Origin of the sequence: Pseudomonas sp. O39 (assembly GCF_045447295.1) — a bacterium.
Taxonomy (GTDB): Bacteria; Pseudomonadota; Gammaproteobacteria; order Pseudomonadales; family Pseudomonadaceae; genus Aquipseudomonas; species Aquipseudomonas antarctica_A.
This window is the reverse complement of sequence record NZ_JBJGXV010000003.1, coordinates 1-21796: the sequence shown is the minus strand read 5'-3', so window position 1 is coordinate 21796 and position 21796 is coordinate 1. Positions and strand designations below refer to the sequence as shown.

The window sequence follows — 21796 nt, the reverse complement described above, 5'->3', positions numbered from 1 at the left end:
ACCGGAGCACTGCAGATGAATCACAAAGTGGCCTTCAGTTTTGCCGACGGCAAGACCCTGTTTTTCCCGGTGGGCGCCCATGAAATCCTGTTGGACGCCGCGCTGCGCAACGGCATAAAAATCCCCCTGGATTGCCGCGAAGGCGTGTGCGGCACATGCCAGGGCCGTTGCGAGTCTGGCGATTACAGCCAGGATTATGTCGACGAAGAGGCCCTCTCCAGCCTCGACCTGCAACAGCGCAAAATGCTCAGTTGCCAGACACGGGTCAAATCCGACGCGACGTTCTACTTCGATTTTGATTCAAGCCTGTGCAACGCACCGGGCCCGGTGCAGGTGCGTGGCACGGTGAGCGAGGTGCAGCAGGTTTCGGCCAGCACGGCAATTTTGCACGTTCAGTTGGAGGCCCCACTGGACTTCCTGCCGGGCCAATACGCCCGACTGTCGGTCCCTGGCACGGACAGCTGGCGCTCCTATTCCTTCGCCAATCGGCCGGGCAATCAATTGCAGTTCCTGGTGCGCCTGCTGCCGGACGGCGTGATGAGCAACTACCTGCGCGAGCGTTGCCAGGTCGGTGATGAAGTGCGGATGGAAGCGCCATTGGGGGCTTTCTACCTACGGCATGTCACCCAGCCGCTGGTGCTGGTGGCGGGTGGCACCGGATTGTCGGCCCTGCTGGGCATGCTCGATGAACTGGCGGCTAATGGCTGCACGCAGCCCGTACACCTGTATTACGGCGTGCGCGGGGCCGAGGATTTATGCGAAGCGGTGCGCATCCACGGCTACGCCGCGAAAATCCCGAATTTTCGCTACACCGAAGTGCTCAGTGACCCGTCGCCGGAGTGGCCCGGCAAGCGCGGCTACCTCACCGAACATTTCGACCTGGCCGAATTGCGGGACAGATCGGCCGATATGTACGTGTGCGGCCCCCCGCCAATGGTCGAATCCATCCAGCAATGGCTGGCGGATCAGGCACTTGATGGCGTTCAGCTGTATTACGAAAAGTTTACGCAGAGTAATATCTGACCCCTCAGCAGTTCTGGGGGGCGGGTGCGGCGTGCAATCAACCCTGAGAAAAACAAGTAGAAGGGAATGTTAATGGCGGATGACATGGTTAACCCGGTAGGCCTCAAGCGTGGCCTGAAGAACCGGCATATTCAGCTGATCGCCTTGGGAGGGGCGATTGGCACGGGCTTGTTCCTCGGCTCGGCCGGGGTGCTCAAGTCGGCGGGGCCGTCGATGATCCTGGGTTACGCGATCGCCGGTTTCATCGCGTTCCTGATCATGCGCCAGCTCGGCGAGATGATCGTCGAAGAGCCGGTGGCCGGTTCCTTCAGCCACTTCGCCCACAAATACTGGGGCGGTTACGCAGGCTTTCTGGCGGGCTGGAACTACTGGGTACTTTACGTGCTGGTGGGCATGGCCGAACTGACGGCGGTGGGTAAGTACATCCAGTTCTGGTGGCCGGAGATTCCGACCTGGGTCAGCGCGCTGGTGTTCTTTGTCGCGGTGAACCTGATCAACACCCTTAACGTGAAATTCTTCGGTGAAGCCGAATTCTGGTTCGCAATCATCAAGGTGGTGGCGATTGTCGGCATGATCGTGCTCGGCTGCTACCTGCTGTTCAGCGGCACCGGCGGCCCGCAAGCCACGGTGAGCAACCTGTGGAGCCATGGCGGGTTCTTCCCGAATGGCGGCATGGGGCTGTTGATGTCCATGGCCTTCATCATGTTCTCGTTCGGCGGCCTGGAACTGGTGGGCATCACCGCCGCCGAAGCCAGCGAACCGCGCAAAGTGATCCCCAAAGCGATCAACCAGGTGGTGTACCGGATCCTGATTTTCTACGTCGGCGCGCTGACCGTGCTGCTGTCGTTGTACCCGTGGGACCAACTGCTGCAAACCCTCGGCGCGTCAGGCGACGCCTACAGCGGCAGCCCGTTTGTGCAGATCTTCTCGTTGATCGGTAATGACACCGCCGCGCATATCCTCAACTTCGTGGTGCTGACCGCGGCGCTGTCGGTGTACAACAGCGGCGTGTACTGCAACAGCCGCATGCTGTTCGGCCTGGCCGAGCAAGGCGATGCACCGAAATCGCTGATGAAGCTGAACAAGCAAGGCGTGCCGATTCGGGCCCTGGCGATCTCGGCGTTGGTAACCATGCTGTGCGTGGTGGTCAACTACGTCGCACCGCACAGTGCGCTGGAGTTGCTGTTCGCGTTGGTGGTTGCCTCGCTGATGATCAACTGGGCGCTGATCAGCCTCACCCACATCAAGTTCCGCAAGGCCATGGGCGAGCAAGGCGTGGTGCCGTCGTTCAAGACCTTCTGGTTCCCGTTCAGTAACTACCTGTGCCTGGCGTTCATGGTGATGATCATCAGCGTGATGCTGGCAATCCCGGGCATTCGCGAGTCGGTGTATGCGATGCCGGTGTGGGTAGGGATTATCTACATTGCCTACCGGATGCGGATCAAAAAGGGTAGCGCTGTAGTGAATGCACAGTGATCCCTGTGTGAGGGGGCTTGCTCCCGATAGCGGTATGTCAGAGACCGGATGTATTGGCTGACACACTGTCATCGGGAGCAAGCCCCCTCCCACCTTGTTGATGGCATTCCAAATGTAGAAAGCCCCGGGATTCCGGGGCTTTTTGTTTAGAGCGTGGAACGGACTCGCCACAGTTCGGGGAATAGCACCGTATCGAGCATCTTGCGCAGGTAACCCACGCCCTCGGTACCGCCGGTGCCCGGCTGGAAGCCGATAATCCGCTCCACCGTGGTGACATGTCGAAAACGCCACTGGCGGAACGAATCCTCCAGGTCGATAAACTTCTCGGCCAACTGATACAAATCCCAATACCGGCTTGGGTCGCGATACACCTCACGCCACGCCGCCTCCACCGATTCATCGTGAACCGTCGCTGCCGTCGGGTCGCGTTCGGCGCGCTTGGGATCAATCGCCAAGCCTGCCTTGTCCATCAGCTTGATCGCCTCGTCGTACAGCGACGGTGTGGCGATCGCCACTTTCAATTCGTTCAACAACTCCGGCCGATGCGCGTGAGGACGCAACAGCGCCGCGCTTTTATTGCCGAGGATAAATTCGATCTCACGGTACTGGAACGACTGGAACCCCGACGACTGCCCCAGGAACGGGCGAATCGCCTTGTACTCCGACGGCGTCATCGTCGCCAGCACCGCCCAGGCGTGCACCAGTTGGTCAAAGATCCGTGACACCCGCGCCAGCATCTTGAACGCCGGCGGCAACTCGCCCATACGCACGTGTTCGCGGGCGGCCTTGAGCTCGTGCAACATCAGTTTCATCCACAGCTCCGAGGTCTGGTGCTGGATGATGAAGAGCATTTCGTTATGGTCCGGCGACAGCGGGTGCTGGGCGCTGAGGACTTTGCCCAGGTCCAGGTAGTCGCCGTAGCTCATGGACTCGGAAAAATTCAGCTCGGCGTTATGCCATTCTTCCGGCGGTTGGTAGTCAGCAGAGAAGGGACATTGGCTCATCGCGTAAGCTCCTTGAGCGGGCGGAGAATGGCGCGGACCGGGCTCGCGTCCAGGTTGGCAAAGCGCAGCGGCAGCGCGATCAACTCATAATCGCCCTCCGGTACGTCATCGAGCACGATGCCTTCAAGAATCGCCATGCCGTGGCGGGCCACCGCGTTGTGGGAATCCATGGTCTTGGACTGTTGCGGGTCCAGGGACGGCGTGTCGATACCGATCAGGCGCACGCCCAGGCTGGCGAGCAGCTCGATGGTTTGCGGCGCGATGGCGGTAAAGTTTGAATCCCACTCGGTGAGCGGCGCTTGTGGATAAGTGCGCAGCAGCACCCGCTCGGGCAAGTTATCCACACGGCCTTCCAACTGATGCGGCTGCACCAGCGCGCCACTACCCAGGCAATGCAACACCCGGCACGGGCCCATGTACACATCAAGCGACACTTCGCCAATCGGCGCACCGTCCGCGCTGTAGTGCAGGGGTGCATCCACATGGGCGCCGGTGTGCGGCGAGAAGGTCACGCGGCCCACATTCACCGGGCACTCCGGGCCGAACTGCCACACGCGCGCTTCCTGGAACGGCGTATCACCCGGCCAGGTCGGGGTCGCCGCGCTCAAGGGCGGGCTGATATCCCACCACGTTTTTATTGGGTTCATTTCAAGGCTCTCGGTTGTAACTGAGGTGAATGATACGAGGGCCAGACGTGCATTTTCTTGCTAATTCCAGCGCCAGGCGGGAATTCTTTCGTACTTACTGCGAGGAAATGGCGGATTCATGCACAAATCTTTCGTTCAAACATCTTCGGTGGGAGCCGGGCTTGCCCGCGATGGCGGCGGCACAGCTTGCCTCTACATAGCCGCACACCGCTATCGCGAGCAAACCCGCTCCCACATGGACTGCATGGGTGTCAGAGGAATCGCATCCACCTGCGCTTCTGGGCATCCCGATGTCGAGTTCAGACCACTGACGCAACGCCCAAGGCCTTAGGGTTCACCTTTGCATTCACTGCCTCGGAGTCATCATGTCCAAGCCCATCACCGTACTGCGCGACACCCACCCTCTGCCGGTCCTGGATGCCTGCAAATGGGAAAAACTCGAAGGCGACCCGCACACTGTCAACCTCAACGCCTACACCAGCGAAGACGGCAGCAAGATCATGGGCACCTGGATCTGCACACCGGGCAAGTGGTACGTGGAATACGTGAAGTGGGAATACTGCCATTTCCAGGAAGGCTACTGCGTGATCACGCCCGAAGGGATGGAGCCGATTCACTTGCGGGCTGGGGATATCTTTGTGGTGGAACCAGGGATGAAGGGCACGTGGGAAGTGGTCGAGACGGTGCGTAAGTATTTTGTGTTTGCGTGACCCGCAAAAACCCGGGAGCCCGCCAGCGGCAGGCTCCCGGAAAACGCCCTATTCGGGCTTGCGATAGCTGTTGATGATCGCCGAGAAGTCCTTGCCCCCTTCCCCGCGCTGGCTCATCGATTGATACAACTGCTGGGCCACAGCGCCCAGAATCACCGGTTGCTTCGCCTGGCGCGCGGCTTCGGTGGCCAGGCCCAGGTCCTTGAGCATCAGGTCGGCGCCAAAACCACCGGTGTAACCACGCGAGGATGGCGCGGTTTCGATCACGCCCGGCCATGGGTTGTAAGTGTCGGAACTCCAGCAACGCCCGGTCGAGCTGTTGATGATCCCGGCCAGCACCTGGGTGTCGATACCCAGCGCATCGCCCAACGCCATGGCTTCACTGACGCCGACCATGCTGATGCCCAGCAGCAGGTTGTTGCAGATCTTGGCGATCTGGCCGGTGCCGACGTCGCCGCAATGCACGATGTTGCGGCCCATCTGCGCCAACACCGGTTGCAGGGTGGCGAACAGTTCTGGCGTGGCGCCGACCATGAAAGTCAGGGTGCCCGCGCTGGCGCCGCCGGTGCCGCCGGAGACGGGGGCGTCGGCAACGGCTACACCTTGCTTCGCCGCCGCCGCCGCTACATCACGGATGGTTTGCGGGTCGATGGTGCTGCAATCCACTGCCGGTACGCCCTTGCCGATCCCGGCGAGCACGCCGTCTTCATTCAGCCACACACTGCGCACGTGGGCCGCGGCGGGCAGCATGGTAATCACCAACTCAGCGCCGTTAGCCGCATCACGCGGGGAATCGCTGACAGTGCCGCCGAGTTCGGCCAGCTCTTTGAGAACCGTCTGGTTCAGGTCGAACAGGTTCAGCGCGTGGCCGGCCTTGATCAGGTTGCGGGCCATGGGCGCGCCCATGTTGCCCAAGCCGATAAATGCAATCTTCATGGTCGTCTCCCGGAATCAGCGCAGGTTGATGGTGGTGTTGACGCCATCGTTGACCGTGTCGTCGTCGAACCAGCGGCTCGTAACGGTTTTGGTCTGGGTGTAGAACTGCACCACTTGCTTGCCGTACGGGCCGAGGTCGCCGAGCTTGGAGCCACGCGAACCGGTAAAGCTGAAGAATGGCACCGGCACGGGGATCGGGATGTTGATGCCGACCTGGCCTACATCGATTTCACTCTGGAACTTACGCGCCGCTGCACCGCTTTGGGTGAACAGGCCGGTGCCGTTGCCGAATGGGTTGGCGTTGACCAGCGCGATGGCTTCATCGAGGGTCGCAACTTCGAGCACTACCAGCACCGGGCCGAAGATTTCCTGGGTGTAGATCTGCATATCGGTGGTCACGCCCGAAAACAGGGTCGGGCCGACGAAGTTGCCTTGCTCGAAGCCCGGTACCTTGATGTCGCGGCCGTCCAGCTCCAGCTTGGCGCCTTCTTTCACGCCGCTTTCGATCAGCTCCAGGATGCGTGCCTTGGCGCGCTTGGAAATCACCGGGCCGACATCGGTGCCCGCTTCGCTGCCGGCATTCACTTTGAGCTTTTGCGCCAGCGCTTTCAGATCAGGCAGCCATTGCTTGGCCGCGCCGACCAGCACCACTACGGACGTAGCCATGCAACGCTGGCCCGCCGCGCCGAAACCGGCGCCGACCAGCGCATTCAAGGTGTGTTCGCGGTTGGCGTCCGGCAGCACCACGGCGTGGTTCTTGGCGCCCATCATCGATTGCACGCGCTTGCCGTGTTTACCGGCCAAGTCGTAGACGTGCGTGCCAACGGCAGTCGAGCCGACGAAGGACACGGCCTTGATGTCTTTATGGGTGCACAGCGCATCCACCACGTCCTTGCCGCCGTGCACCACATTGAGCACACCAGCCGGTACGCCGGCTTCCAGCGCCAGCTCCACCAGCAACATAGTCGACAGCGGGTCTTGCTCGGACGGTTTGAGCACGAAGGTGTTACCGCAGGCAATCGCCATCGGGAACATCCACAGCGGAATCATCGCCGGGAAGTTGAACGGGGTAATGCCGGCGCACACGCCGATAGGCTGGCGCAGGGTGTAGGTGTCGACGCCACCGGCGACGTTTTCAGCGAATTCGCCCATCTGCAACGTGCCGATGGAGCACGCGTGCTCAACCACTTCCAGGCCACGGAAAATATCGCCTTCGGCATCGGCAATGGTCTTACCCTGCTCGGCGCTTAGGACAACGGCAATGCGTTTGGAATGTTCACGGATCAGGGCTTGCAGCTTGAGCATGATGCGCATGCGCGCGCCAATAGGCGTCAGCTTCCAGGTCTGGAAGGCGCTGTGGGCGGCGTCGATGGCGGCGTTGACTTCATCGGCGGTGGCGAACGGGACTTTGGCCAGCACTTGCTGGGTGGCCGGGTTAACGATGTCTTGCCAATGGGTGGTCTTGGACTCGACCCATTCACCATTGATCAGCAACTTGACCTGTTGCACGGAAATATCGGCAGAAGCGTTCATGTGGTCTCCAATCTTGTAGTTATGCAGAGACAAGGCGCGTGAATCGCCTTGGAAATGAGGCGTTCGGACTGTTTTTGGAGTATAGATGTGCAAATCTCTAATAAGAACGCACATAAAAGCCGGTCCAATATGCAAAAAAACATCACGTCATTGGGCTCCCTGAACTGGGATGACCTGAAGTTTTTCCTCGAAGTGGCCCGCACCCGCAAGGCCAGCGTCGCCGCCAAGCGCCTGGCGGTGGACTACACCACCGTGTCGCGGCGCATCAGCTCTTTGGAAGTGTCGCTCGGCACCTTGCTGTTCGAAAAATCCCGGACCAACGGCTTTGTCCTTACCGCCGAGGGCCAGCGTTTGCTGGGTTACGCGGAGTCCATCGAAAGCACCTTGCACATGGCTTGCGAGCAGGTGTCCGGCTCCGGCGTGGCACTGTCCGGCCATGTGCGCATGGGCTGCACCGAGGGTTTCGGCAGCTTTTTCGTTACCCCGCAGCTCAGCCACTTCGTCGACACGTACCCCGCGATCTCCGTCGACATCCTGCCCCTGCCCCACTTCATCAGCCTGTCCAAGCGCGAAGCCGACATCGTCATCGCCCTGGAACGCCCGGAACACGGGCCGTATGTGTGCTGCAAACTGTGCGATTACAAACTGCAGCTCTACGCGACCCAGGACTACCTCAACCAACACCCGCCCATCCACCGCCCGGCAGACTTGGCCGAGCATCCATTTATCAGCTATGTGGATGATTTGGCGTTCAGTTCGGAGCTGCTGTACCTGGCGAACGTGGTGCCCGGCGCCAGCGCCAGCCTGCGCAGTACCAGCGTGATTGCACAGTACGTGGCGGCGCAGCAGGGGCGGTCGATGGCGATATTGCCGTGCTTTCTGGCGGCACAGGACCCGCGGTTGTTGCCGGTGCTGGGGGAGGAGATTGCGATTACGCGGCAGTTTTGGATGTATTGCCGGGAGGATTTGCGCAAGTTGAAGCGGATTACGTTGTTGTGGGATTACATCAGGGAAGTGACGGAGCAGAATCAGGGGTTGTTGATGGGGGAGACGCGGGAGATCAAGTTTGCGGATTAAAGGGCCATCAACGACGATTCGCTTTAAATCGCAGGACGTTTCCTAGAGACTCTCCACCCTATTGCGCCTTACTGTTTGGGTCACTAGCCTCCCTGGGTCGCTGCACATCAGCGATCGGGTTTAGCGATCCGGGTTTCAGGCGTGTCACTGCCCCCAACAGTATTAGCTGGCTCTCGTCAGCTTTTAGCGTTTTATGGCGGCTGTGTGCGGGAGACTTTCGAGTCTACCCGGGATGCGCTCTGGCCCGGATCGCTAACCTGCACACAGCTGCCACCCTCTTCATGTTTAGCGATGTGATGTGGCGGCTCTACTTCAGCAGAGAGCAATCGTCATGAGCAAAATCGTCCCCGATCCACCGCTTTCCTCCATCACCACCCTCGGCGTCGTCACCTTCGGCGATTACGGCGAAAACCAAAAACCCCTGTTCCGGGTCAATTCCGGTATGCCGATTGAGCAAGCCCTGGAACACGCCTCCACCCTGCTTTTTTACTCCAAGAAACTCGCCATGGAAGCCGCCATGGATGTGCGCGGCGAGCAATACGCGTGGGCTGCGCATTACCTGTGTGAGATGGGCAAGGCCGTGGTGGATGACTTGACGCAGGCGATGACGCCGGGCAGTTAAGCGAACACTGTAGCGAGCACGCTGCAAAAATAAATGTGGGAGCTGGCTTGCCTGCGATGACGGTGGATCAGTCAGCTTATCTGCTGCTGATACACCGCTTTCGCGAGCAAGCCCGCTCCCACATTTTTGAGCTGTGGCAGGCGCAGAACTTTGGTCAGACACAGATAAGTGTGGGAGCTGGCTTGCCTGCGATGGCGGTGGGTCAGGCAGCTTATCTGCTGCTGATACACCGCTTTCGCGAGCAAGCCCGCTCCCACATTTTTGAGCTGTGGCAGGCGCAGAATTCTGGTCAGACACAGATAAGTGTGGGAGCTGGCTTGCCTGCGATGGTGGAGGGTCAGGTAGCTTATCTGCTGCTGATACACCGCTTTCGCGAGCAAGCCCGCTCCCACATTTTTGAGCTGTGACGGGGGCAGAATTCTGGTCAGACACAGATAAGTGTGGGAGCTTGCCTGCGATGGTGGTGGGTCAGGCAGCTTATCTGCTGCTGATACACCGCTTTCGCGAGCAAGCCCGCTCCCACATTTTTGAGCTGTGGCAGGCGCAGAACTTTGGTCAGACACAGATAAGTGTGGGAGCTGGCTTGCCTGCGATGGCGGTGGGTCAGGCAGCTTATCTGCTGCTGATACACCGCTTTCGCGAGCAAGCCCGCTCCCACATTTTTGAGCTGTGGCAGGCGCAGAATTCTGGTCAGACACAGATAAGTGTGGGAGCTGGCTTGCCTGCGATGGTGGAGGGTCAGGTAGCTTATCTGCTGCTGATACACCGCTTTCGCGAGCAAGCCCACTCCCACATTTTTGAGCTGTGACGGGTGCAGAACTGTGGTCAGACACAGATAAGTGTGGGAGCTGGCTTGCCTGCGATGGCGGTGGGTCAGGCAGCTTATCTGCTGCTGATACACCGCCATCGCGGGCAAGCCCGGCTCCCACATTTGAACTGCGAAGGACGCAGAACTTTGGTCATGCACAAATAAGTGTGGGAGCTGGCAAGCCAGCTCCCACATTTGACCGCATTGCAGCATTGGAACGGGTTAAGCGGTTAGTCCGCGATCACCACAATCGACACTCGACGATTCTCCGTGCGCCCCGCCACCGTGGTGTTAGACGCCACCGGTTCGCTGCTGCCCAAGCCGCGCAGCTTAATGTTTTCTTCCTTCATGCCCACACCCGTCAGCACTTTGCCCACGCTTTTGGCGCGGCGCAGGGACAGTTGCTGGTTGTAGCTCTCTTTGCCCGAGGCGTCGGTGTGGCCGTCGACGCGCACGCGTTCGATGCCCGCGCCCACCAGGGCCTTGCCGATACGTTCGACGATGTCGGTGCTGGCTTTGTTGAGGCTTTCAACGTCGCTGCCGAACAGCACTTTGCCCGAGAGCCCGAACGCCCAGCCTTCGTCGGTGAGTTCGAAACCTTGCTGTTTGAGCACTGCGACTTGCGCCGGTGTCAGGCCTTTGGGTGGGGCTGTCTGGCAGCCGCCGAGGGCAAGGAAGGCCACCAGTAAAGTGATAAACATAAAACGCGCGTTCGAGAACAAGGGATCAACTCCTGTGGTTAACATTTGCGGCGGTGGGCTCCGATTCCGCCGTTTGCTGGCCGCCCTGGGATAAGCGTTTGGCCTGGTACATCGCCGCATCAGCGGCATTGAGCAAGGTGCCGGGAGTGGCGCCATGATCGGGATAAACGGCAATGCCGATACTGAGGGAGGTCACAACCTGGGTGTTGCCGGGCAGTGGGATCGGCTTGTCCATGCTGGCAATGATCTTGTCGGCGATACGCTGGGCGTCCTCCACCTTGTGCAGGGGCGCGAGCAGGATCGCGAATTCATCGCCGCCCAGGCGCGCCACCAAGTCATCTTCACGCAATTGCGCGCGCACGCGCTCGGCAACGGCCACCAACACGGCATCACCGGCGGCGTGGCCGAAGTTGTCATTAATGTCTTTGAAACGGTCGCTGTCGAGGAACAGTACGGCGACTCGCTCATTGATCTTGGCGGCGCTGCGCAGGGCGCGGATCAGCCGGCCTTCGAAAAACGCGCGATTGGGCAGCCCCGTCAGGCTGTCGTGGCTGGCCTGGTGGGCGAGTGTTTCGTTTTCGCTTTGCAGGTGGCTTTGCCAGGCTTCCATCTCGCCGAGCAGGGCATTGAAGTCACTGCCCAGGCTGTCGAGCTCGGCGATCTGCGCCGGGGGTACGCGCCGGTCGAAATCGCGCTCGCTGCGGGCGGCGTGGGCTACGGCGGCAAGGCTTTGCAACGGTTTGGTGATGCCCAGCAACAGGCGCCGCGCCAAGTACAACGCTACCCAGGCGCTGAGGGCCGTGCAAATCACGATGCCGGCCAGGCCGCTGAGCAGGAAGCGCAACAGGCTGCCGCCATGGCCGACCACGTGAATGCTGCCGACCGTTTGCCCTTGACGCAAAATCGGCTGGCTGATGGGCTGTTCGAGCAAAGCATGCGCCAGCGCCAGTTCGACCTGGGACAACATGCCTGTTTCCGGCCGTGACCATTGGGCCAACAGCTTGCCGTTGGCATCGAACACTTCGGCCTGGGCCACTTCCTCGGTGGAGGCGATGAGGCTGAGGGCTTCGGTGGCGGCGGCACTGTCGTTGAACACCACCGCGGCTTCCACGGTGTAGTTGATGGAGCGCGCGATCAGGTGCAGGTTGTGATCGGCATACACGCGCAGCGCCAACACGCCGAGCAGGGTCAGGGACACGCTGGCCAGGGTCACGGCTACCAGCGCCAGGATCAGATGCCCTCGGCCGATGACTGAACGCAGGGTGGGGCGCGCTTTATGAGCCCTCATGGCACCGTCGCTCGACGGCGGGACAACTGCAACACGCTGGGGTGGATGCGCACGCCACTGCGGGCAACGGAATCCAGGTTGACCTCGAACGACACCTGCTGATCACCCACGCGCAGGCAGAACAGGCTGCCCACAGTGCATTGGTCGCCACCTTCGCTGATGCTGAGCACCGGGTGACCAATCAATGAGGTAAACAGCCGGGTGCGCTCATCGGCGCTGAGTTTGCCGATGTACACGGCGTCGCACGCACTGACAATATCGGGGTGATCGGCCAGCAGGCGCTGCACCACAACCGGACGGCCGGTCGCCTGGGTCGTGCCCTTGACCAGGTCGTCGGTGTATTGGGTCGGCCCGACAATACACAGGCGCAATTGCGCAGGCTCTACGGGCCAGCGTGCATAACTGAGAATACCGAGCACCACCTGAGTCACCGCCTGGGCGCGTTGGTCCGCCGGGCTGGGTGCCTGGGCAAATGCTCGCGGCGCGAGCACGCACACAAGCGCCACCAGTAACATGCGTCTCCAGCTCAAACTGCGCTCTGTGGGCGAGACAGCCACGTTCATGCAGCAATTCTCTTCAGGTATTTTTTCAAGGTGATGCCGCAACGATAGCACAGCGGCGCAAAGCCCCGGGAAAGCGTGCTTTCGCGAGGCCTGCTATTTTTTCAGAAAAATCAGACGATCGAATCAGAAATATTTCATGACCGATCAGTCAGTTTTTTTATCCGCAGCGTGCAGCTCCAACATCAAACCACTCAGGCGCTTGACCTTGCGGCGCACGGCTTCCTCAAAGACGCCCCCCCGCGGCTCGATCAGGCTGAACCACCGTTTGGCACGGGTGATGCCGGTGTAGATCAGCTCCTTGGTCAGCACCGGGTTCAGCGCGTCCGGCAGGATCAACGCGGTGTGGGTGAACTCCGAACCCTGGGATTTGTGCACGGTCATGGCGTACACGGTTTCCACATCGTTCAGACGGCTGGGCAGTACAAAACGCACACCGCCTTGGCCATCGTTGCGTGGGAAGGCTACGCGCAAGACCTGTGGGCCATCGTCGCTTTCGGGCAGTTTAAGCGCGATGCCGATGTCGCCGTTCATCAGGCCCAGGCCGTAATCGTTGCGGGTCATGAGCACCGGGCGGCCTTCGTACCATTGGTCGTCACCCTCGATCAGCCGCACTTTGCGCAAGGCGGCGGTGATGCGCAGGTTCAGCCCTTCCACGCCCCAAGGGCCTTTGCGCACGGCGCAAAGCAGTTGGAAGGCGTCGAACGCTTGCAGCAGCTGTTGCGCCCAGTGCGTCCAGGCCGCGTCTTCGCGCGGGGTGTCGAGGGCCGGGCGCGCGCTTTGCAGCAGGTTGAGGTAATAGCGATAACCTTGGGCGTCGTCGCCCTGCCCATCCAGCACCAGCCGCTCCAGGGCCTGGTCGTGTTCGCCCTTGAGGCTGAGGCAGAAGAGGTCGCTGTGGCTGCGAGCGGCCAGCAGTTTGCGCGCCTCTTCGGCGTTTTGCTGGTTGACCCAACGCGCCAGTTGGCCGATACCGCTGCCTTCGCCAAAACGTCGCGAGTAGCGCAGCATCACCACTTGCTGAGCCAGCGGATGGCTGCCGTCGAGGTCTTCGTGGAGGCCGCTGGTGCTGAGGTCTTCGCCGCTCACGGCTTGCAGCCATTGGCGTGTGTCGGGGCTGTACCAACCGGCTTCAGCGTCGCGGCACAAATCGCCGAGCACGGCGCCGGCCTCCACCGAGGCGAGTTGGTCCTTGTCGCCCAGCAACACCAAGCGGGCGTGGGGCGGTAAGGCGTCCAACAGGTTGGCCATCATTTCCAGGTCGATCATCGAGGCTTCGTCCACCACCAGCACATCCAAAGGCAAAGGGTTGCCAATGTGATGACGGAAGTGCCGCGTGCCCGGGCGACTGCCGAGCAGGCGGTGAACCGTGGTGACCTGGGTCGGGATTTTTTCCCGCACGCTGTCAGGCACGTTCAGCGACAGCACTTGCTGGCTGATGGATTCGGTGAGGCGTGCGGCGGCTTTACCGGTGGGCGCGGCGAGGCGGATGCGAAACGGGCTGCCGGCTTCCACAGCGGGGGCCTGCAACAGGGCGAGCAGGCGCACCACGGTGGTGGTTTTGCCAGTGCCGGGGCCGCCGGTGACGATGCTGAATGCACCGCGAGTGGCCAGGGCGCAGGCGAGTTTTTGCCAGTCGATGACGCCGTCGGGTGGCGGTTGGTCAAACAGACGGTTCAGGCGCTGGGGCAAATCGGCGGCGACGTTTTCCGGGGTCGCCAGGCGCAGGCGCAGCGCCGTGTCGATACGCCGCTCGTAAGTCCAGTAACGGCGCAGGTACAGACGTTTGCCAGACAGCACCAATGGCCGGCTGTGAGCGGCTTCGCTGCCATCAACCGCCAGGGCGACCAGGTGACTGGCGGCCAACGCTTGGCACCAATGCGCACCGTCGAGGCCGGTGAGCAGTTGCGACGGCAACAGCATGGCACCGGTTTGCACGTCGCCTTCGGGTGGCAGTGACAACGCAAAGTCCGGCGCCTTAAGGGTTTCGAACAGGTCGAGGCACACGTGGCCATGGCCCAATTGATGGCTGGTCAATGCCGCAGCCAGCAGCACCAACGGATCGGCTTGCGCGTCGAGTTCGTGGAGGAAGCCGACGAAGGCTTTGTCCAAGGCGCGCAGCCAGCCTCGGTCGACCCAACGTTCCAGCAGTTGCAGCAAGTCGGCAGCGCGGCTGAGCGGCAGCAGTTCCTCAAGCGGTAACGGCGACAGGCTCATAGCAGCACTCCTTGTTCCCAGGCAGGTTCGACTTTGGGCGGTATGGGTTTGCCCTGGAACAGCAGGTCCAAGCCTTCGATCAGTTCACGTGGTGGCCGAGTGAAATACGCGCCTTGGCTGGCCGCCTGAGTGCCGCGCAGGAACAGGTACAGCGCACCGCCGACGTGACGGTCGTAGTCGTAATCCGGCAGGCGTGCCTTGAGCTGGCGGTGCAGAGCCAGCAGGTAAAGTACATATTGCAGGTCGTACCGATGCTCGAGGATCGACTGTTCCATCGCGTCTTGGGTGTAGGCCGAATCGTCGGGGCCGAGCCAGTTGGATTTGTAGTCGGCCACGTAATAGCGGCCGTCGTGTTCGAAGGTCAGGTCGATAAAGCCCTTGAACATGCCGTTGAGCAACACCGGTTCGGCGGCGACCCGGGACACACCATTGTGGGTCTGCTGGCATACCAACTTGTCGAGGGCGAGCACGTCGACCTTGTGGCTGGCGAACCAGAACTCCATTTCAATCTGGTACTGCTGCAGGCTGCTCAGGGTGACGTGGTCGTTATCCACAGGCAGCGGGGTTTGCAGCAGATGGCCGAGCCAACCGCTGAGGGTGACGATCCAACCTTCCCAATTGCGCCGATTGCAGCGCGCGCCCACGGCTTTTTCGATGGCCTCGGGTGTCACGTTGAAGCCCTCCTCACCCGCCCATTCCAACAGGCCGTGGAGGAAAGTCCCCGGATTAGGGCCACGTGGGAAACGGTGAATGTCACCGCCAGACGCCGCCACTTCGCGCGGAGCATCAGGGTCGAGGCGTTCGTCATCGAACAGCTTCTGGGCCTGTGGGTTTTCCGGCGCTTCGAGGGGGGCGGCGCTCATGCTGTCGCCAATGCGCAATGCACTGTAGGAGGCGATCCACCAGTTCTCGGCAGCCTTGCGCTTGGGCAGCAAGGGCGCGAGCAAGGTGGCTTCGTTGCGCGGCGGGTGAAACAGGATGTCTAGCGCGTCGGGCACGTGGGCGTAGTGGGTGGCTGCGCAGCCTTCCTGCAAGTCCAGCAGCCAGCGCGCCAGGCCGGCGGATTCGCCGAGCGATGCGCCGGCGCCGAGCAGATAACCCAGCGCTGACAGGTGCAAGACGGAGCTGTTGGTATGGCCACGCTTAAGGTCGGCAATGCCGAGCCAGCAAGCGTGTTTGGCGCGGGTCAGTGCAACGTAGAACAAGCGCAGGTCTTCGGCCAGGCGCTCATCGTCGGCCTGGGCGATCAACTCGGCGCTGGGCCGCAGGCTGACGTGGGATTTGCCGTGTTCGTCGTGGTAATGCAGCGGCAATCGGCTGCCATCCACCGGTTTGGCCGAGCAGATAAAGGGCAAAAACACCAGGTCGTATTCCAGGCCTTTGGACTTGTGAATGGTGACCACTTTGACCAGTTGCTCATCGCTTTCCAGGCGCAGGATCTGTTCCTCACCGGCCTGACCAGACAGCGCCAAGTGTTCGGCCAAATGGCGGATCAGCGCTTGTTCGCCGTCCAGTTCCGACGCGGCCTGTTGCAGCAGTTCGCTGAGGTGCAGCAGGTTGGTCAGCACACGTTCGCCATCACTGCGGGCGATCAGGGTTTGCGGCAATTTGAAATCGTGGAGCAGGCGCCGCAGCATCGGCAGCACGCCTTGGGTGCGCCAGATTGCACGGTAGCCACGGAACTGCATCACGCGGGTTTCCCACGCCAGTTCGTCCTGATTCAGACGTTCCAGTTCCGGCAATGAGAGGTTCAAGGTGACGCAGGCCAGGGCGGCGCGCAGCGGGCGCTCGACGTCCGGTTCGGCGCAGGCCTTGAGCCAGGCCAGCAGGTCATGGGCTTCCTGGGCGGCGAAGACGGAGTCTTTGTCGGACAGGTACACGCTGCGCACGCCACGGGCGGCCAACTCGGCGCGCACGGCTTGGGCTTCCTTGCCGTCGCGCACCAGGATGGCGATGTCTGACGGGAGTACGCCGTTGAAACTGCCATCCTCTTGTAGGAAACCGGCAGTGCGTTGCTGTCCGCCATTGAGTAACGCGACGATTTGCGTGGCGCAGGCGGCAGCCAGTTGCTGGCGATACACCGCGTTGGAAATCGGCTGGTCGGTGGGCAGGTGCCAGAGGTTCATCGCCGGCAGCGTTTGACCATCGACCTGCAGTTGCTCTTTACGGCCTTGGGATAACACCGAGTGGAACGGCACCGGGTTGTCGCCATTCGGCTCGCGGAACAGGAACGCACCACGGCCGGTTTCCGCGCGTTGGAACACGTGGTTCACCGCCTCGACCATCGCATGGCTGGAGCGGAAGTTGGTGCCCAGGGTGTGATGGCGGCCAGCGGTGGACTGGCGGGCGCGCAAGTAGGTGTAGATGTCGGCACCGCGGAAAGCGTAGATCGCCTGCTTGGGGTCACCAATCAGGAACAGGCCACTGTCGAGGTGGTTTTCTTCGATGCGGTAGATGCTGTCGAAGATGCTGTATTGCACCGGGTCGGTGTCCTGGAATTCATCGATCAGCGCCACGGGGAACTGCTCGCGGATCACACTGGCCAGACGCTCGCCGCCTTCGGCTTGCAGGGCGGCGTTGAGGCGAATCAGCATGTCGTCGAAGCCCATTTCGGCGCGACGGCGTTTTTCTTCTTCGAAACGTTTACCCACCCAGCCGGCGGCGTGTTGCAACACCGCAGCGTCGGGCGTTGGCAAGGCATCGAGGCTGGCTTTGAGACTGGCCATGGCGTCAATGCCAGGGTGGCGCGGCGGTTCGCCCTTCCAGGCTTCGGCCATGCCGTCGGGCGTGAGGCGGGTGAAGCCGGTGCCGATGTCCAACTGCTCGAGGGTTTCGTCAGCGGCCCAGGCACTGATCTTTTCGAACCAGGGCTCGAAGTAACGCGCTTGCATCTTGCGGCCGTCGACGGCTTTGGCGGCCACGGCCTGCAGGCAGATATCACGCAGCTCGGCGGCCCATTGTTGCCAGGGTGCCTTGAGGGTGACCAGCGCTTCGCGGCGCTCTTGCAGGCAAGCGTTGATCAGCTCGGCTGGCTCGCGGGTTTCGTCAGTAGGCCGTTCGCTGCCGAACAGCGCACGCACGCGCGGCATCAGCGCGGCGGGGCCGCTCCAGTTTTTGCGTACCCAATTGAGTGCGTCGTCATGCATCGGGTAGCAGAACAGCCGCCAGTAGTCGCGCAGCACTTCGCCGAGCAGGTCGCTGTGGTCGGTTTCCAGGGTCTGGGTGAACAGGCTGCCGCTGTCGAACGCGTGTTCGCGCAGCATGCGCTGGCACCAACTGTGGATGGTCGAGACGGCCGCTTCGTCCATCCATTGGGCGGCGATGTCCAGACGGTTGGCGCAGGCAGGCCATTGCTCGGGGCGGTATTGATCGCGCAGGTCGGCGATCAGGGCGTCAGGCTGGTCGATTTCGTCGCGGAAAAAACGCGCCGCTTCGGCGAGGCGGATACGGATGCGCTCGCGCAGCTCTTTGGTGGCCGCGTCGGTGAAGGTCACCACAAGGATTTGCGGTGGCAGCAGCTCGCGACCGAAGCCGGACTCATCACCCCCATGGCCAAGTACCAGGCGCAAATACAGGGCGGAAATGGTAAAGGTCTTGCCGGTGCCGGCGCTGGCTTCAATCAGCTGGCTGCCTTTTAGCGGGAAGGCCAGGGCTAAAGGTTTGCCGATCATGCGCTGGCCTCCTCACGGGTGAGCGATCGCCAGGGGGCGTTGAGCAACGGGCGATACAGGGTTTCGCACCAACCTTCGAATTCTTCGCTGGCTACCAGGGTGGCGTAGTCGGGGAACTGGCGGGTGAGCGCCGGGGTTTCTCGTCGTTCGCCGTCGGTGGTCAGGCCGTCGCCTTCGTAGGCTTTGCTCGCGGCGGCCTGGGCCTTGACGGGGTCGGTTTGGCCGAGCCAGGCAAAGGCGGTTTTCACGGCCACGGGGAGCGGTTTTCGCATGCCGGTGTGCCAGGCCAGCAGTAGGTTGCCGAGGATTTCCTGAGCATTGGATGTATCCAGTGGGCCCAGTAACAAGGTGTCGTCACTCGCGACCAAGCCGGTGCTGAGTGGCAGGCCGCAGGCGCAGGCAACGACGTGATTGACCCATGGGCGAATCAGGCGATGCCACTTGCGGGTCTTGATTGAGCCAATGCTGTTGGGAATGGTGGTCACACTTAACAACCCGCCATCACTGCGCCCATGCAGGCCACTAATCCAGCCTTCCAGCTGCAGACCTTGGTGCTCAAAACTGATCGGCTCGGCGGTTGTTTGTGGAGTAGGCCACAGCGCCAGTAAGTGTTGATAACGCTGCAGCAAATCGGGCAATGGCTCGATCAGTTCGTTACGCAGGCACTCGCCAAAACCGACCATTGGCAACAGGCCACTGCCTTGCAGGCGCAGCGCCTGGGCGTGTAGGGCCTGATCCACGTGATCGGGCTGGGTCAGCGCGGCGTTCAGCAGGCTGTCGCTGAGGCTGTAGCGTTGCAGCGCGTCGAGGACGAAGGGCTCTTCATCGGCCAGAGGCACTTCAGCGGCTTCGAAGAACACTTTCAGACGCTGGCTGAAGAAATGTTTGACTGGGTTGCGTAGGAAATCCTGCAACTGGCCAAGGCTCAAAGGTTCTTCTTGTTGGTGTGGCGCCAGTTCGTGTTCTTGTGTGGGGACATCGGACGCTTCGTGGAGCAACTGCCACTCACGTGCGTAGCTGAACAGTGGGTCGCCGGCATGGAAGTAGCGTGCGCTGAACGGTTGGAGTGGGTGCTCCTGGGTCATCGCTTCCAGCAGCGGTTCTTCTGCTTGTGCGTTGTGCCATCCGCTGGCGAGATGATCGCGCAGTTGGCCAATCAGTACGGAGGCCGGGCGGTCGCTGTTGTCACGGATGCTGCGGCCGACCCAACTGATATACAGCTGGTCGCGGGCTGACAGCAGGGCTTCGAGCAGCAGGTAGCGGTCGTCTTCACGGCGTGAACGGTCGCCGGGGCGGTAGTCGCTGCCCATCAGGTCGAAGTCCAACGGCGGTTGGGCGCGCGGGTAGTCGCCGTCGTTCATACCCAACAGGCAGACAAGCTTGAACGGGATGGCGCGCATAGGCATCAGTGTGCAGAAATTGACAGCGCCTGCGAGGAAGCGCTGGGACAGGCGGCCTTGGTCCAGACCGGCCAGCCAGGCTTCGCGGACTACGGTGAGAGGTAACTCGTCTTGCAGGCCGACGGACTCGCAGGTCTCTAGCCAAGCCTCTCTGAGTTGTTCGAGTTGGCCCAGGAGGTAGTCGTCATGTTCACTGCTGGGCAGGAAGAATAACTGCATCAGGCGCTGCAGGCGCGCGCCCCACTCTATTGGAGGCGCTGGTTGGGACAAGGCTTGATGCGCGTCATTCAATGCATCCAGCAAGGCGACCAGCGGGCCAATCAATGCGGCATCGAGACCACCGATTTCATCATAGGGCTCGATACCATCGCAGGCCGCGCCGGTGCCGACGGCATAGCCCAACAACATGCGGCGCAAGCCGAATCGCCAACTGTTTTGCTCCAGCTCGTTTGGCAAGCCCAGGCCGGCACGTTGCTCGGCGTTAAGGCCCCAACGGATGCCGGCGCCTTCGATCCAGCGGTGCAGTGTGGGCAGGTCGCGCTCCTTGATCGCGAAACGTTCGCGCAATGCAGGAACGTCGAGCAGGTCGAGAATTTCGCTCACCGGGAAGCGGCTGTCCGGGAGTTTCAACAAGTGTTCGACGGCGATCAGCAGAGGGTCGCGGCCGCGCTGGCCCTGGTCGGTAAGGGTGAAGGGGATAAAGCGTGGGTCAGTTCTTTCCAGTTGGCCGAACACGGCGCGAATATGCGGTGCGTAGCTGTCAACGTCGGGGACCATGACGATGATGTCGCGCGGGCGCAGCGTAGGGTCGGCACTGAAGCGTTGGAGCAGTTGGTCGTGGAGAATTTCCACTTCGCGTTGGGCGCTGTGGGCAATGTGGAAGCGGATGGAGCTGTCGTTATTGAGGTCGACGCCGGGCCACAGCTCACGCGTTTCGTTGAGTGGGCGCAGTTCGAGAATGTCATCCTGCAACTGGTTGAGCAGCGTGGTCGGTTCGCTTTCGCTGAACAGGTCGATGCGCCCGTCGCGGAAGGCGGCGCGGTAGCTGTTGGGGTCGTCGTAACTGTCCAGCAGGCTGATGTAGTCACGGCCCTGTTTGCCCCAGGCGGCGAGCAGCGGGTGCGCGTGCTGGTGCAGGGTTTGCGGGTCGATGGTGACCGGCATTCCGACTTTGCGCGCTTGGCGTTTGTACTCGTTACGCAGCAGGTCTTTGTCGGCGACGATGTCAGACCAATGGTGGCGGCAAGGGTTGTGTACGCACAGCAAGACTTGGCTGAATCTCGCCAGGCCTGCGAGCGCTTCCAGCGCTTGTGCGGGCAAAGAGGAAATGCCGAAAACAATCACACGGGACGGCAGGCCTTGGGGGGCTTTTTCGAGGGTGTTGATCCGTTCAATGAAACGCTGATGAACACCGGCGCGGCTTTCAGCCATGCCCTCTTCACCTACATCCAGTAGCAGTGCACGCCATAACTCTGCTTGCCAGCAGTTCGCTGGGTTTAGTGGCTTGGACTCGCCTCGACCGTTGCGCAGTTGGTGACGGCCGGCGGCCCAGTCTTCCAGCCAGTCGGCGCGGTAGACCTGGTACTGGTCGAACAAGTCGGCCAATCGCTCTGCGAGTTGATAGCGTTTGCGCAGGTCAGTGTCGTGGGTGAGGAAACGCTGCAGCGGCTCGAAATGCGCTTGATCGATGAGCTCTGGTAGAAGGCGCATCAGGCGCCAGGTCAGGGGGGCTTTATCAAGCAGAGACTTGGGCGGGATTTCATCCTTACCCAGGACCATGCGATAGAGCTGCCACATAAAGCTGCCGGGAAGTTGCACGTCGATAGCGGCGGCGATGCCGCAGCCGCCCATATCATCTTCTTCGGGATCTTCGGCCAAAGCCAACTTGAGCCATTGGGCAATGCCGTTGCTTTGGACCAGCGCGATTTCGTTTTCCAGGGGGGCCAGCGGATAACGACGCATCCAGCTGACGACCAGGCTGCGCAGTTCGTCCAGACGGTTGCCGTGAACCACCATAAATCCAGCGCTGAGGGACGTCGCATCCGGCATAACGGCTTCCTTGGGAAAAGCAAAATCGAGGCATGGACTTTAGCACTGTAGGCGGCCGCAATAAGCCCCTTTGT

General features: G+C 61.3%; 17 protein-coding genes. 7 read left to right on the top strand and 10 right to left on the bottom strand.

Annotated features, from left to right (window positions below; all coding sequences use genetic code 11):
* Nucleotides 1-15: 15 nt before the first annotated feature.
* Nucleotides 16-1023, top strand: a complete 1008-nt coding sequence (gene antC / locus ACI77D_RS04880; protein ID WP_407016160.1) for an anthranilate 1,2-dioxygenase electron transfer component AntC — start codon at nt 16-18, stop codon at nt 1021-1023.
* A gap of 72 nt (nt 1024-1095) precedes the next feature.
* Nucleotides 1096-2499 (top strand): amino acid permease, encoded by a 1404-nt coding sequence (locus ACI77D_RS04875; protein WP_078827307.1) that lies wholly within the window; start codon nt 1096-1098, stop codon nt 2497-2499.
* A gap of 146 nt (nt 2500-2645) precedes the next feature.
* Here ACI77D_RS04875 and kynA read toward each other — a convergent pair whose 3' ends face one another.
* Both kynA and kynB read right to left on the bottom strand, forming a co-directional pair.
* On the bottom strand, nt 2646-3503 hold the full coding sequence (kynA, locus tag ACI77D_RS04870) for a tryptophan 2,3-dioxygenase (RefSeq protein ID WP_407016159.1): 858 nt from the start codon (nt 3501-3503) through the stop codon (nt 2646-2648).
* Nucleotides 3500-4150 carry an arylformamidase gene (kynB, locus tag ACI77D_RS04865; RefSeq protein ID WP_407016158.1) on the bottom strand — a complete coding sequence of 217 codons (651 nt, stop codon included), beginning with the start codon at nt 4148-4150 and terminating at the stop codon, nt 3500-3502. Before kynB ends, kynA begins: the two co-directional genes overlap by 4 nt.
* Before the next feature lie 365 nt (nt 4151-4515).
* Here kynB and ACI77D_RS04860 point away from each other — a divergent pair, with 365 nt between their 5' ends.
* Entirely contained in the window at nt 4516-4860 is a 345-nt protein-coding gene (locus ACI77D_RS04860) for a cupin domain-containing protein (protein ID WP_003230905.1), read from the top strand.
* Between the two features lie 48 nt (nt 4861-4908).
* Here ACI77D_RS04860 and mmsB read toward each other — a convergent pair whose 3' ends face one another.
* Both mmsB and ACI77D_RS04850 read right to left on the bottom strand, forming a co-directional pair.
* Nucleotides 4909-5796: a 3-hydroxyisobutyrate dehydrogenase gene (gene mmsB, locus ACI77D_RS04855; RefSeq protein ID WP_064454133.1), complete on the bottom strand. Its 888-nt coding sequence runs from the start codon at nt 5794-5796 to the stop codon at nt 4909-4911.
* 15 nt (nt 5797-5811) lie between these two features.
* Nucleotides 5812-7329: a CoA-acylating methylmalonate-semialdehyde dehydrogenase gene (locus ACI77D_RS04850; protein WP_221295643.1), complete on the bottom strand. Its 1518-nt coding sequence runs from the start codon at nt 7327-7329 to the stop codon at nt 5812-5814.
* 129 nt (nt 7330-7458) lie between these two features.
* Here ACI77D_RS04850 and ACI77D_RS04845 point away from each other — a divergent pair, with 129 nt between their 5' ends.
* The 4 genes from ACI77D_RS04845 (at nt 7459) to ACI77D_RS04830 (ending at nt 9836) form a co-directional block, all read left to right on the top strand.
* A complete protein-coding gene (locus tag ACI77D_RS04845; RefSeq protein WP_064454135.1) occupies nt 7459-8406 on the top strand; it encodes a LysR family transcriptional regulator in 948 nt (315 codons plus the stop codon).
* A 331-nt stretch (nt 8407-8737) separates the two neighbouring features.
* On the top strand, nt 8738-9028 hold the full coding sequence (locus tag ACI77D_RS04840; protein ID WP_064454136.1) for a DUF3077 domain-containing protein: 291 nt from the start codon (nt 8738-8740) through the stop codon (nt 9026-9028).
* Between the two features lie 47 nt (nt 9029-9075).
* Entirely contained in the window at nt 9076-9435 is a 360-nt protein-coding gene (locus ACI77D_RS04835; RefSeq protein WP_407016157.1) for a hypothetical protein, read from the top strand.
* Between the two features lie 41 nt (nt 9436-9476).
* A complete protein-coding gene (locus tag ACI77D_RS04830; RefSeq protein WP_407016156.1) occupies nt 9477-9836 on the top strand; it encodes a hypothetical protein in 360 nt (119 codons plus the stop codon).
* A gap of 230 nt (nt 9837-10066) precedes the next feature.
* Here the strand turns inward: ACI77D_RS04830 and ACI77D_RS04825 are convergent, their stop codons facing one another.
* The 6 genes from ACI77D_RS04825 to recC all read right to left on the bottom strand — a co-directional run bounded on the left by ACI77D_RS04825 (nt 10067) and on the right by recC (nt 21722).
* Nucleotides 10067-10558: an OmpA family protein gene (locus tag ACI77D_RS04825; RefSeq protein WP_064454141.1), complete on the bottom strand. Its 492-nt coding sequence runs from the start codon at nt 10556-10558 to the stop codon at nt 10067-10069.
* A gap of 4 nt (nt 10559-10562) precedes the next feature.
* Nucleotides 10563-11825: a diguanylate cyclase domain-containing protein gene (locus ACI77D_RS04820; protein ID WP_064454142.1), complete on the bottom strand. Its 1263-nt coding sequence runs from the start codon at nt 11823-11825 to the stop codon at nt 10563-10565.
* The gene (locus tag ACI77D_RS04815) at nt 11822-12388 is read right to left on the bottom strand and encodes a YfiR family protein (RefSeq protein ID WP_064454143.1); all 567 of its coding nucleotides are present in this window, start codon (nt 12386-12388) and stop codon (nt 11822-11824) included. Before ACI77D_RS04815 ends, ACI77D_RS04820 begins: the two co-directional genes overlap by 4 nt.
* 144 nt (nt 12389-12532) lie before the next feature.
* Nucleotides 12533-14602, bottom strand: coding sequence for an exodeoxyribonuclease V subunit alpha (gene recD, locus ACI77D_RS04810; RefSeq protein ID WP_407016155.1), 2070 nt, complete (start codon nt 14600-14602; stop codon nt 12533-12535).
* Nucleotides 14599-18273, bottom strand: a complete 3675-nt coding sequence (gene recB, locus ACI77D_RS04805; protein WP_407016154.1) for an exodeoxyribonuclease V subunit beta — start codon at nt 18271-18273, stop codon at nt 14599-14601. The genes recD and recB overlap by 4 nt, the downstream gene beginning before the upstream one ends.
* Nucleotides 18270-21722 (bottom strand): exodeoxyribonuclease V subunit gamma, encoded by a 3453-nt coding sequence (gene recC / locus ACI77D_RS04800; protein ID WP_407016153.1) that lies wholly within the window; start codon nt 21720-21722, stop codon nt 18270-18272. The genes recB and recC overlap by 4 nt, the downstream gene beginning before the upstream one ends.
* Nucleotides 21723-21796: the final 74 nt, after the last annotated feature.

Bases quoted from the DNA above. Each gene is read 5' to 3' on its own strand.
- antC (WP_407016160.1), top strand. From the start codon at position 16: ATGAATCACAAAGTGGCCTTCAGTTTTGCCGACGGCAAGACCCTGTTT.
- ACI77D_RS04875 (WP_078827307.1), top strand. From the start codon at position 1,096: ATGGCGGATGACATGGTTAACCCGGTAGGCCTCAAGCGTGGCCTGAAG.
- kynA (WP_407016159.1), bottom strand. From the start codon at position 3,503: ATGAGCCAATGTCCCTTCTCTGCTGACTACCAACCGCCGGAAGAATGG.
- kynB (WP_407016158.1), bottom strand. From the start codon at position 4,150: ATGAACCCAATAAAAACGTGGTGGGATATCAGCCCGCCCTTGAGCGCG.
- ACI77D_RS04860 (WP_003230905.1), top strand. From the start codon at position 4,516: ATGTCCAAGCCCATCACCGTACTGCGCGACACCCACCCTCTGCCGGTC.
- mmsB (WP_064454133.1), bottom strand. From the start codon at position 5,796: ATGAAGATTGCATTTATCGGCTTGGGCAACATGGGCGCGCCCATGGCC.
- ACI77D_RS04850 (WP_221295643.1), bottom strand. From the start codon at position 7,329: ATGAACGCTTCTGCCGATATTTCCGTGCAACAGGTCAAGTTGCTGATC.
- ACI77D_RS04845 (WP_064454135.1), top strand. From the start codon at position 7,459: ATGCAAAAAAACATCACGTCATTGGGCTCCCTGAACTGGGATGACCTG.
- ACI77D_RS04840 (WP_064454136.1), top strand. From the start codon at position 8,738: ATGAGCAAAATCGTCCCCGATCCACCGCTTTCCTCCATCACCACCCTC.
- ACI77D_RS04820 (WP_064454142.1), bottom strand. From the start codon at position 11,825: ATGAGGGCTCATAAAGCGCGCCCCACCCTGCGTTCAGTCATCGGCCGA.
- ACI77D_RS04815 (WP_064454143.1), bottom strand. From the start codon at position 12,388: ATGAACGTGGCTGTCTCGCCCACAGAGCGCAGTTTGAGCTGGAGACGC.
- recD (WP_407016155.1), bottom strand. From the start codon at position 14,602: ATGAGCCTGTCGCCGTTACCGCTTGAGGAACTGCTGCCGCTCAGCCGC.
- recB (WP_407016154.1), bottom strand. From the start codon at position 18,273: ATGATCGGCAAACCTTTAGCCCTGGCCTTCCCGCTAAAAGGCAGCCAG.
- recC (WP_407016153.1), bottom strand. From the start codon at position 21,722: ATGCCGGATGCGACGTCCCTCAGCGCTGGATTTATGGTGGTTCACGGC.